Genomic DNA, 11703 nt, shown 5'->3' with positions numbered 1-11703 from the left:
CGGCGGCGAGCGGGCTGCCCGGCGCGGTCAGTTCGGTCCACAGGAAGGTGCCGCCGACGACGTACACGCCGATCACCGCGACCAGCATGATGAGGCCGCCGGCGAAGCTGTACAGCAGGAACTTCAACGCGGCCTTGGTGCGCTCGGCACCCCGGCCGTACCGCCCGATCATGAAGTAGACCGGGATCAGCATGACCTCGAAGAACACGTAGAACAGGAAGACGTCGGTGGCGGCGAAGACACCGATCATCATCGCTTCGAGGGCGAGGACGAGGGCGAAGTAGCCGCGGCCGCCGTCCGGGTGGTCGGTGTGTTCGTTCCAGGCCGCCAGGATGACCAGCGGAACCAGGATCACCGACATCAGGACCATCGTCAGGGCGATGCCGTCCACACCGACGGCGAAGTGGACCCCGAAGTAGGGGATCCACGGGTAGACCTCCTCGAACTGGAGGTCCCCCGCCGTGGAGGTGTCGAAGTTCAGCGCCATGGCCACGACCAGGGCCAGGGTGACCAGGGAGACGATCAGCGCGACGCGCTTGGCGTTCTCCGCGGAGGCGGTCCCCGCCTCGGTGACGGTGGCGGGCCGGGTCTTGACCGCGGTACCGCCACCGCCCGCCTCGGCGGAGGCGGTGGCCCGGGCCGAGGCGGACGCCGTCTCGGCCTTCGTCCCGATCCGGGGCAGTGCCCAGATGAGGATCGCGCCGACCGCCGGAAGGGCGATGGCGAGTGTGAGCCAGGGGATCATGTCAGAACCTCACAGCCAGCGTCGCGGCGACGATCACGGCGCCGATGAGCATGGTGAGCGCGTAGGTGCGGGCGAACCCGGTCTGTGTCCTGCCGAGCCCGGTGGAGGAGTCGCGGACCCCGGCACCGATCCCGTTGACCGCGCCGTCGATGACCTTGTCCTCGATGACGACCAGTGCCTTGGTGAGCACCTGGCCGGGTCGCATGAACAGGTCCTCGTTGATCTCGTTTCCGTACAGCTCGTTGCGGGCCGCGTTGGTGACGAGGTTGCCCTTGGGGGCGGTGCGTTCCACCGGCTTGCGCAGGTAGATCGCCCAGGCCGCGAGCACGCCCAGGACCAGCACGACCAGCGCCGCGATGCCGTAGGGCGAGGCGAAGGCGTGTCCCACCGTGAAGTGGGGCGGCTCCGCTCCGGTGACGGGCTGGAGGAACGCGGCGAAGCGGTCGCCGGCCACCAGGAATCCGCCCAGGGCGATCGAGCCGATCGACAGCACCACCATGGGGGCGGTCATGCTCACGGGCGACTCGTGCGGGTGCACGCCCTCGTCCCAACGCTTCTCTCCGAGGAAGGTCATGAAGACCATCCGGGACATGTAGAAGGCGGTGAGCGCGGCGCCCAGGATGACCAGGGAACCGAACACCAGGCCGACGTTGCCGCCGAGGCCGAAGGTGGCGGAGATGATGCTCTCCTTGGTCCACCAACCCGACAGCAGCGGGACACCGATGATCGCGAGGTAGCCCAGGCCGAAGGTGGCGAAGGTGATCGGCATCTTCGACGCCAGACCACCGTACTTGCGCATGTTCACGTCGTCGTTCATGCCGTGCATGACCGAACCGGCGCCCAGGAACAGCCCGGCCTTGAAGAAGCCGTGCGTGACCAGGTGGGCGATGGCCGCCGCGTAACCGATCGGGCCGAGGCCCGCGGCCAGCACCATCATGCCGATCTGGCTCATCGTGGATCCGGCCAGGGACTTCTTGATGTCGTCCTTGGCGGAGGCGATGATCCCGCCGGCCAGCATGGTGGCGGCTCCGACGACCATGACGGTCAGCTGCGCCGCCGGGGAGGCCTCGAAGATCGGACCGGCGCGCACGATGAGGTACACACCGGCGGTGACCATGGTGGCGGCGTGGATGAGCGCCGACACCGGGGTCGGGCCCTCCATGGCGTCCAGCAACCACGCCTGCAGCGGCAGCTGCGCGGACTTACCGCAGGCGCCCAGCAGGAGCAGCAGGCCGATGGCGAGCAGGACACCGTCGTTCGCGCCCGGTACGGCCGCGAAGACGTCGCTGAAGCCCACCGCGCCGAACGCGGTGAACATGATCATGATCGCCACGAGCAGGCCCATGTCGCCGACCCGGTTGATCAGGAACGCCTTCTTGGCCGCGGTGGCGGCGGTGGGCTTGTACTGCCAGAACCCGATGAGCAGGTAGGACGCCAGGCCCACACCCTCCCAGCCGAGGAACAGCAGGACGAAGTTGTCCGCCAGCACCAGCACCAGCATGGCGGCGACGAACAGGTTGAGGTAGGCGAAGAACCTGCGCTTGCCCGGGTCCTCGGCCATGTAGCCGAGGGAGTAGACGTGGATCAGCGAACCCACGAACGTGATGAGCAGAACGAAGGTGATGGAGAGCGGGTCGACCAGCAGGTTGATCCGCGCGGAGAAGTCGCCGACCGCGAACCACTCGTAGACGGGAACGGAGACGCTGCGCGCGTCGGTGCCCCGTCCGAGCAGGTCGAACAGGGCCAGGACGGCCCAGACGAAGGAGACCACCGGTAGGACGGTGGCCAGCAGGGGCCCCCAGGCGTTGGTGCGTCGTCCGCCCAGCAACAGGATCGCCGCGCCCACCAAAGGCAGGGCGATCAGCAGCCAGGCGTTCGACAGCACCGCGCTGTCGGCCGCGGTCGCCGCGGGTTCGGCGGCGAGGTACGCGTGATGTTGTGTCACAGCCACGTCGCCTTCTAGTGCTTGAGCAGGTTGGCGTCATCGAGCGACGCGGACCTGCGGGTTCGGAAGATCTGCATGATGATCGCGAGGCCCACGACCACCTCGGCGGCGGCGACGACCATCACGAAGAACGCGATGACCTGCCCCTCGATGTCCCCGTGCATCCGGGCGAACGCGACGAACGCCAGGTTGCAGGCGTTGAGCATCAGCTCCACGCACATGAAGACGATGATCGCGTTGCGTCGGACGAGGACGCCGACCGCGCCGATGGTGAACAGAAGCGCCGCGAGGACGATGTAGTTCATCGGGTCCACGTGGACTCGACCTCCTGCCCGTTGCCGTTGGTGCCGTTGTCGGCCGCCGGATCGGAGCCGTCCTCACCGTCGCCGGTGGGTCGGTCCCCCTTCCCGGCGGTGGGTTCGTCGTCCTCGGGTCGGATCGCGTCGGACCCCTCGCCCTGGAGCGGGGTCGCCCGGATGTCCATGGGCACGCCCTTCTGGTACTGGGGGTCGCGCGCGGTGAGGACGGGGTTGAGGGACAGCTGGGAGACCGTGCCGTCCGGCAGCAGCGCGGGCATGTCGATCGCGTTGTGCCGGGCGTAGGTGCCCGGTCCGGGCAGCGGGGTGGGGTGGTCGCCGCGGATGCGGTCCTCGGACATCTCCCGCTGGGTGCGGCGCTTGCCGATCCGGGCGGTGTGCGCGAGCACCATGGCGCCGAGCACCGCGGTGATGAGCAGCGCGGCCGTGGCCTCGAACGCGACCAGGTAGCGCATGATCAGCTCGCCGGCCAGCCACGGGATGGTTCCCCCCGCCGGGGCCGCGGCGGCGATCCCCGCCGGGTCGCCCACGGTGATGCGGGCGATCCCGGTGGCGAGGGCGCCGATGAAGCAGATCGCGACGATCGCCGTCATCAGCCGCTGTCCGCGCAGGGTCTCCGACAGGGAGTCGGAGGAGCTGACACCGACGAGCATCAGCACGAACAGGAACAGCATGAGGACGGCGCCGGTGTAGACGACGATCTGGACGACCATCAGGAACGGCGCCTCGTTGATGCCGTAGAAGATCGCCAGGCCGACCATCGTGAGCGCCATCGACATGGCCGAGTGGACGGCCTTGCGGGAGAAGACCACGCCCAGGGCGCCGAGCACCACGATGGTGCCCAGCACCCAGAACAGGGTGGTCTCCCCCGAGCCGATCGGCGCACCCGCGGCGGAGTGCAGGACGTGAGGGGTCGTGTCGAGCGCGGTCACCGGGTGGCCTCCGCGTTCTCCGGCCGGTCCTGCGTGCCGTGCTGACCGCGCCCGGTGGCGTAGTAGTCCTGCTCGTCGTCGCCGAGCCGCATCGGGTGCGGAGGCTGCTCCATCCCCTCGGTGAGGGGCGCCAGGAGCTGCTCCTTGGTCCAGATGAGGCTCTGCCGGCTGTCGTCGGCGAGCTCGTACTCGTTGGTCATGGTGAGCGCCCGGGTCGGGCAGGCCTCGACGCACAGACCGCAGAGAATGCAGCGCAGGTAGTTGATCTGGTAGACGCGCCCGTAGCGTTCACCGGGCGAGTACCGGTCGTCGTCGGTGTTGTCACCGGCCTCCACGTAGATGGCGTCGGCCGGGCAGGCCCAGGCGCACAGTTCGCACCCGATGCACTTCTCCAGGCCGTCGGCCCACCGGTTCAGCTGGTGCCGTCCGTGGAAGCGCGGCGCCGTGGGGCGCTTGACCTCCGGGTACTCGACGGTGGGCACCTTCTTGAACATCGTGTGGAAGGTGACACCGAAACCCTTGACGGGGTTGAGCCACTCAAGCACCGGTAACCTCCCCCTTCTTCTGGTTGCGTTCGACGCTGTCGGCCGTGGCCGTCCGCGACGGTTCGGCGAGCACACGGCTGCCGTAGTGGGCGGCGGTGCTCGGGGGCACCGGGAACCCGCCGAAGGAGGGTTCCTTGTGGGCTCGGCGCGCGTTCTCGGCGCGCGCCTCGGCCTCCTCGGCGCGCTCGCGGCGCACGAAGCGCACCCAAGCGGCGAAGGCGGCGATGGTGGCCGCGGAGAAGGCCGCGACGACCGCCCCGATGATGACCGGGGAGGCGCCGTCCAGGATGAGCATGCGCACGACGGCCACACCGGTGATCCACACGAGCTGGATCGGGATGAGGACCTTCCAGCCGAGCTTCATCAACTGGTCGTAGCGCACGCGCGGGAGGCTGCCGCGGGCCCAGATGAACAGGAACATCACGAAGACGAACTTGAGCAGCCACCACAGGAGCGGCAGCCAGCCCTCGTTGGCTCCGGGGATGATCGCGGTGACGCCGGGCGGCGCGTACCAGCCACCGAGGAAGAGCGTCACGGACACCGCGGCCACGGTGCACATGTTCACGTACTCCGCGAGGAAGAACATCGTGTACTTCATGGACCCGTACTCGGTCATGAAGCCACCGACGATCTCGCCCTCGCCCTCCGCCAGGTCGAACGGGAGCCGGTTGGTCTCGCCGATCATCGTGACGATGTAGATGAGGAAGGACGGCAGGAGCAGCACCGCGAACCACAGGTTCTCCTGGGCCGCGACGATGCCGGAGGTGGTGAGGGTGCCCGCCATGATGAAGACCGCCACGAAGGACAGGCCCATGGCGACCTCGTAGCTGATCACCTGCGCTGAGGCGCGCAGGCCACCGAGCAGGGCGTACGGGGACTGGGAGGACCAGCCGCCCAGCACGATCCCGTACACGCCCAGCGCCGCGGTGGCCAGCACCAGGAGCGCGGCGATGGGCAGGTCGGTGAGCTGCAGCGGGGTCATGACCCCGAACATGTTCACCTCGGGCCCCATCGGGATGACCGAGAAGGCGAGGAACGCCGGAATCGCGGCGATCATCGGCGCTGCGATGTAGACGAACCGGTCCACCCCGCGCGGGATCAGGTCCTCCTTGAGGGAGAGCTTGATCCCGTCGAACAGGGACTGCAGGAGGCCGAAGGGGCCCATCCGGTTGGGTCCGTGTCGCTGCTGCATTCGGCCCATGACCTTACGGTCGGCCATGATCATCATCAGCACGCAGACCATCAGGAACACGAAGATGCCCAGCGCCTTGATGGTGGTGATCCACCACGGGTCGTTCCCGAAGGCGCTCAGGGTGCTCTCCGCGGCCAGGTCGGCCACGCGCGGATCGAGAGCGGCGGGGGTCACTGCTGCCTCCCGTTGGTGGTGGGCGCGGCCAGTTCGACCGTCTGCCCGGCGGTGGCGCCCAGGTCACGACGGATGTCGCAGCCGTGCGCGTTGGCCGGGAGCCAGACGACCCGGTCGGCGATGTCGATGACGACGGCGGGAACGGTCACCGTCCCCAAGGGGCCGGTGACACGCAGCGAGCCGCCGTCGGAGACACCGACCTCCTCGGCCGTGGTCTTGGACAGGTAGGCACGGGCCTTGCGGGCGGTTCCGGCCAGGTAGGGCTCGCCGTCCTCCATGCGGCCGGTGCCGAGCAGCTGCTTCCAGGTGGACAGCAACGCTCGGCCGGGGCCGGGTTCGGGCGTGGCCACCGGGCGCGTGGACGGGCCGACGGGGCGGTCCCCCGCCCAGGGACCCAGCTCCAGCAGTTCCCGGTAGGCGCCCGCGGCGTCGGGCAGACCCAGGTGCACGTCCATCTCGTCCGCGATGGCGGACAGGACCCGCAGGTCGGAGAGGGCTCCGGGCACCTTGAGCGCCTCACCGAAGGGCCGGTGGCGGCCCTCCCAGTTGACGAAGGTGCCGGACTTCTCGGCGACCGCGGCCACCGGGAGCACCACGTCGGCGCGGTCGGTGACGTCGCCGGCGCGCAGTTCCAGGCTGACGATGAACGGCACCCGGGCCAGGGCGGCGCGGGCCGCCTCGGGGTCGGGCAGGTCGTCCAGTTCGAGCCCCGCGATGACCAGGGCGTCCAGTTCACCGGCGGCGGCCGCCGCGATGATCGCGTCGGTGTCGCGGCCGGGCTCGCTCGGCAGGGAACCGACGTTCCAGGCTCGGGCGACCTCGGCGCGGGCCGAGGCGTCGGCGACGGGACGTCCGCCGGGCAGCAGGTTCGGAAGCGCCCCGGCGTCGACGGCGCCGCGCTCACCCGCCCGACGCGGGACCCACGCCAGGCGGGCTCCGGTGCGTTCGGCCAGGGCGACCGCGGCGGTGAGCGCGCCGGGGACTGCGGCGAGCCGCTCGCCCACCAGGATGATCGCGCCCTCCTGGCCCATCGCCTCGAGGACCTCGGGGTGTTCCACGTCCAGGGCGTTGAGGGTCCGGCCCTCGTCGCCCGGGACGGTCCGAACGAGCGTGCCCTTGGTCTTGGTCAGACCGAGGGTGGCGTGCGAGGCCAGCGAGTACACCTTCAGTCCACGCTTGCGCATGCCCTTGCGCAGACGCAGGAACGTGGAGGCCGACTCGTCCTCGGGGTCGAACCCGGCGAGCAGCACCGCGGGCGCCTTCTCCACCGAGGTGAAGTCCACGCCCACCGGCGTGCCCGCCACGCGCGCGGCCAGGAAGGCCGCCTCCTCCGCGGAGTGCTCGCGGGCGCGGGCGTCCACGTCGTTGGTGCCCAGGGCCACGCGGGCGAACTTGGCGTAGGCGTAGGCGTCCTCGTAGGTGAGGCGCCCGCCGACCAGTACGCCCACGTTGCCGCGGGCTGCGGCCAGTCCCTGGGCGGCCATGCCGATGGCCTCGGGCCAGGAGGCGAACTCCAGGGCCCTGGAGTCCTCGTCACGGACCAGGGGTCGGCTGAGCCGATCGCCCTGGGTCGCGTAGGTGAACGCCCACCGACCCTTGTCGCAGTTCCACTCCTCGTTCACCTGCGGGTCGTCGCCTGCCAGGCGACGGGTGACCTTGCCGCGCCGGTGGTCGGTGCGCTGGGCGCAGCCGCCGGCACAGTGCTCGCAGACACTGGGGGTGGAGACCAGGTCGAAGGGCCGTGACCGGAACCGGTAGGCGGATCCGGTGAGCGCCCCCACCGGGCAGATCTGCACGGTGTTGCCGGAGAAGTAGGAGTCGAACGCCTCTCCCTCGGCGATGCCGACCTGTTCCTGGGCGCCGCGCTCCATCAGCTCGATCAGCGGGTCGCCGGCGATCTGCGCGGCGAAGCGCGTACAGCGGGCGCACTGGATGCAGCGTTCACGGTCCAACAGCACCTGGCTGGACAGCGCCACCGGCTTGGGGAAGGTGCGCTTGACGTCGATGAACCGCGTCTCGCCCTGCCCCGTGGACATGGCCTGGTTCTGCAGGGGGCACTCGCCGCCCTTGTCGCAGACCGGGCAGTCCAGCGGGTGGTTGATGAGCAGGAACTCCATGATCCCGCGCTGGGCCTTCTCCGCCACCGCGGAGGTCAGGTGGGTGTTGACCACCATGCCCTCCATGACGGTGATGGTGCAGGAGGCCTGTGGCTTGGGCATCCCGCGTCCGTTGCCCATGTCGGGGATCTCCACCAGGCACTGGCGGCAGGCGCCGACCGGGTCGAGCAACGGGTGGTCGCAAAACCGTGGGATCTGGATGCCGAGCAGCTCGGCGGCACGGATCAGCAGGGTTCCCTTGGGCACCCGGACCTGGAAACCGTCGATGGTGACGGTGATCAGGTCCTCCGGGGGCGGGGCCGGTGAGGACCCGCCGGAGGTGTTGGAGGTGACGGTCATCGGTTCCCTCCCTCTGCAGAGGTCGGCCGGTCCGCCCAGAGGGTGGACCTGGAGTGGTCGAAGGGACAACCGCCCTTCTCGAAGTGGTCGACGTACTCCTGGCGGAAGTACTTGATCGACGACATGACGGGGCTGGTGGCACCGTCGCCCAGGGCGCAGAAGGAGCGTCCGAGCAGGTTGTCGCAGATGTCCAGGAGCTTGTCGATGTCGGCCTCCGTGCCCTCGCCCCGCTCCAGCCGGTCCAGGACCTGGACCATCCAGAAGTTGCCCTCGCGGCAGGGCGTGCACTTGCCGCAGGACTCGTGGGCGTAGAAGGCGATCCAACGGCCGACTGCGCGTACCACGCACGTGGTCTCGTCGAAGATCTGGAGGGCGCGGGTGCCTAGCATCGACCCGGCGGCGCCCACCGACTCGAAGTCGAGCGGGGTGTCCAGGTGCTCGTCGGTGAAGATCGGCGTGGAGGAGCCGCCGGGGGTCCAGAACTTGAGTTCGTGACCGGGGCGCATCCCGCCCGCCATGTCGAGGAGTTCGCGCAGCGTGATGCCGAGCGGCGCCTCGTACTGGCCGGGGTTGGCGACGTGTCCGGACAACGAGAAGAAGCCGAACCCGGCGGACTTCTCGGTGCCCATGGCGGTGAACCACTCGGCGCCGTTGGCGACGATCCCCGGAACGCTGGCGATGGACTCGACGTTGTTCACCACGGTGGGCGATGCGTAGAGCCCGGCCACCGCGGGGAACGGCGGCTTGAGTCGAGGCTGGCCCCGGTAACCCTCCAGAGAGTCCAGGAGGGCGGTCTCCTCACCGCAGATGTAGGCGCCGGCCCCGGCGTGCACGACCACGTCGAGGTCGAAGCCGGTACCGAGGATGTTCTTGCCGAGCAGTCCGGCCTCGTAGGCGTCGGCCACCGCCTTGCGGAGCCGGCGGATGACGTGCAGGACCTCACCGCGTACGTAGATGAAGGCCTGAGCGGACTTGATCGCGTAGGAGGCGATCGCCACACCCTCCACCAACACGTGCGGGTTGGCGAGCATGAGCGGGATGTCCTTGCAGGTGCCCGGCTCGGACTCGTCGGCGTTGACGACGAGGTAACGCGGGTTGGGGTTGTCCTTGGGCAGGAACCCCCACTTCATCCCGGTGGGGAAGCCCGCGCCGCCGCGGCCGCGCAGGCCGGATTCCTTGACGAGGTCGACGATGTCGTCGGGCTCCATGGCCAGTGCCTTGCGCAGCGCCTCGTAGCCGCCGGTGGCACGGTAACCGTCGATCGTGAAGGAGTCGGGGCGATCCCAGTTCTTGGACAGGATCGGGGTCAGGGTGGTCACTTGGCGCCCTCCTCACCCTGCTCGTCGGAAGAAGGTGCGGGGAGGTCATCGGGGTCCGGAGCCGTCCACCCACGCTGCTGGGCGAGCTTGAGCCCGGCCAGCGACGGGGTGGCCGCCTGGACGCCCTCGCCCGCGCGCCCGTCGTCGAACCCGGCGAGCACGCGCGAGGCCTGCTTCCAGGTGCACAGGCTCTTCGGACCGCGGGTGGGCGCGACGTCCTTGCCCAACCGCAGGTCGTCGACCATCCGCCTGGCGGTGGCGGGCGTCTGGTCGTCGAAGAACTCCCAGTTGACCATCACCACGGGGGCGAAGTCGCAGGCCGCGTTGCACTCCACGTGCTCCAGCGTGACCTTGCCGTCCTCGGTGGTCTCGCCGTTCTCCAGGTCCAGGTGCTCCTTGAGGGAGGAGAAGATCTCGTCCCCGCCCATCACCGCGCACAGGGTGTTGGTGCACACGCCCACCTGGTAGTCGCCACCGGGGCGGCGGCGGTACATGGTGTAGAACGTGGCGACCGCGTTGACCTCGGCGAGGGTGATGTCCAGCTGGTCGGCACAGAACTTCATGCCGTCCCGGCTGACGTGACCCTCCTCGGCCTGTACCAGGTGCAGCAGCGGCAGCAGTGCCGACCGCGGCTTCGGGTAGCGGCTGATGATCTCCTTGGCGTCCTGCGCCAGGCGGGCCACCACCTCGTCGGTGAAGACGCTCTGTTCGGTCTCGGTGGTCCCGTTGTCGTTGTTCTCGCTCACCGGTCCACGCCTCCCATCACCGGGTCGATACTGGCCACGGCCGCGATGACGTCCGCCACCGTCCCGCCCTCGCACATGGCGGCGACGGCCTGGAGGTGGGTGAACGACGGGTCGCGGAAGTGGACGCGGTAGGGGCGGGTGCCCCCGTCGCTGACGGCATGGCAGCCGAGCTCGCCCTTGGCGCTCTCCACCGCCGCGTACGCCTGGCCGGCCGGGACCCGGAAGCCCTCGGTGACCAACTTGAAGTGGTGGATGAGCGCCTCCATCGAGCCGCTCATGATGTGCGCGATGTGGTCCGGGGAGTTGCCCAGACCGTCCGGACCCAGCGCGAGCTTGGCGGGCCAGCCGATCTTGGCGTCCTCGATCATCACGGGCCCGGGCTCCAGCTTGTCCAGGCACTGCTCGACGATCTTGAGGCTCTCCTCCATCTCGGCGATGCGCACCCGGTAACGGGCGTACACGTCGCCGCCGTCGGAGACCGGCACGTCGAACTCGTAGTTCTCGTAGCCGCAGTAGGGCTTGGACTTGCGCAGGTCCCAGGCCAGGCCGGAGGCGCGCACCAGCGGCCCGGTGATGCCGAGCGCCATGCAACCGGGCAGGTTGAGGTAGGCGACGTCCTTGGTCCGGGCCAGGTAGAGGGGGTTCTCGTCCAGGAGCTTGCGCATGATCTTGATGCGCTCGGGCATCTCCTTGAGCAGCTCCCGCACCTTGCCGACCGCGCCCGGGGGCAGGTCCTGGGCCACTCCGCCGGGGCGAATGAAGGCGTGGTTCATCCGCAGACCCGTGATGAGCTCGAAGATGTCGAGGATCATCTCGCGTTCACGGAAGCCGTTGGTCATGATCGTGGTGGCGCCCAGCTCCATGCCGAACGTCGCCATGGCCACGAAGTGCGAGGCCATCCGGTTCAGCTCCATGAGCAGGACCCGGATGACGCTCGCCCGTTCGGGGATCCGGTCGGTGATGCCGAGCAGCTTCTCGACCGCCAGGCAGTACGCCGTCTCGTTGAAGAGCGGCGTCAGGTAGTCCATGCGGGTCACGAACGTGGTGCCCTGCGTCCACGTCCGGTACTCCATGTTCTTCTCGATACCGGTGTGCAGGTAACCGATGCCGACACGGGCTTCGGTGCAGGTCTCGCCGTCCAGGGTGAGGATCAGCCGGAGCACACCGTGCGTGGACGGGTGCTGCGGTCCCATGTTGACGACGAGGCGCTCGGCGCTGCTGCCCTGGGCCTTCTCGACGACGTCGTCCCAGTCCCCACCGGAGGCGTCGATGTAGTCCTCGGTGACGGTCATGCCGTGCCTCCCTTCTGGATGGCCCTTCGAATCACTCGTG

General features: G+C 69.2%; 10 protein-coding genes. All 10 read right to left on the bottom strand.

The features are described from left to right. Nucleotides 1-745 (bottom strand): NuoM family protein (locus K8V84_RS04410; RefSeq protein ID WP_304070722.1); only part of this gene is annotated, 745 nt, incomplete at its 3' end. Nucleotide 746: 1 nt separating this feature from the next. Further along, nucleotides 747-2690 carry an NADH-quinone oxidoreductase subunit L gene (gene nuoL, locus K8V84_RS04405; RefSeq protein ID WP_304070720.1) on the bottom strand — a complete coding sequence of 648 codons (1944 nt, stop codon included), beginning with the start codon at nucleotides 2688-2690 and terminating at the stop codon, nucleotides 747-749. A gap of 14 nt (nucleotides 2691-2704) precedes the next feature. Beyond that, nucleotides 2705-3004: an NADH-quinone oxidoreductase subunit NuoK gene (gene nuoK, locus K8V84_RS04400; RefSeq protein WP_013156051.1), complete on the bottom strand. Its 300-nt coding sequence runs from the start codon at nucleotides 3002-3004 to the stop codon at nucleotides 2705-2707. Next, complete coding sequence (locus tag K8V84_RS04395; RefSeq protein ID WP_304070716.1) at nucleotides 2992-3939, bottom strand: NADH-quinone oxidoreductase subunit J; 948 nt, start codon at nucleotides 3937-3939, stop codon at nucleotides 2992-2994. Before K8V84_RS04395 ends, nuoK begins: the two co-directional genes overlap by 13 nt. After that, complete coding sequence (gene nuoI / locus K8V84_RS04390) at nucleotides 3936-4484, bottom strand: NADH-quinone oxidoreductase subunit NuoI (protein WP_304070713.1); 549 nt, start codon at nucleotides 4482-4484, stop codon at nucleotides 3936-3938. The genes K8V84_RS04395 and nuoI overlap by 4 nt, the downstream gene beginning before the upstream one ends. Then, nucleotides 4477-5850 (bottom strand): NADH-quinone oxidoreductase subunit NuoH, encoded by a 1374-nt coding sequence (nuoH, locus tag K8V84_RS04385; RefSeq protein WP_304070711.1) that lies wholly within the window; start codon nucleotides 5848-5850, stop codon nucleotides 4477-4479. Before nuoH ends, nuoI begins: the two co-directional genes overlap by 8 nt. After that, nucleotides 5847-8306, bottom strand: coding sequence for an NADH-quinone oxidoreductase subunit G (locus tag K8V84_RS04380; RefSeq protein WP_304070709.1), 2460 nt, complete (start codon nucleotides 8304-8306; stop codon nucleotides 5847-5849). The genes nuoH and K8V84_RS04380 overlap by 4 nt, the downstream gene beginning before the upstream one ends. Continuing rightward, nucleotides 8303-9625 carry an NADH-quinone oxidoreductase subunit NuoF gene (gene nuoF, locus K8V84_RS04375; protein WP_304070705.1) on the bottom strand — a complete coding sequence of 441 codons (1323 nt, stop codon included), beginning with the start codon at nucleotides 9623-9625 and terminating at the stop codon, nucleotides 8303-8305. The genes K8V84_RS04380 and nuoF overlap by 4 nt, the downstream gene beginning before the upstream one ends. Further along, on the bottom strand, nucleotides 9622-10371 hold the full coding sequence (gene nuoE, locus K8V84_RS04370) for an NADH-quinone oxidoreductase subunit NuoE (RefSeq protein ID WP_304070703.1): 750 nt from the start codon (nucleotides 10369-10371) through the stop codon (nucleotides 9622-9624). The genes nuoF and nuoE overlap by 4 nt, the downstream gene beginning before the upstream one ends. Next, entirely contained in the window at nucleotides 10368-11663 is a 1296-nt protein-coding gene (locus K8V84_RS04365; RefSeq protein WP_304070701.1) for an NADH-quinone oxidoreductase subunit D, read from the bottom strand. The genes nuoE and K8V84_RS04365 overlap by 4 nt, the downstream gene beginning before the upstream one ends. Between the last annotated feature and the right edge of the window lie 40 nt (nucleotides 11664-11703).

Source organism: Nocardiopsis listeri, assembly GCF_020741345.1.
In the GTDB taxonomy this organism is placed as follows: domain Bacteria; phylum Actinomycetota; class Actinomycetes; order Streptosporangiales; family Streptosporangiaceae; genus Nocardiopsis; species Nocardiopsis listeri_A.
Note: the sequence above shows the minus strand (reverse complement) of the source record. Positions and strands in the feature narration are given on the sequence as shown.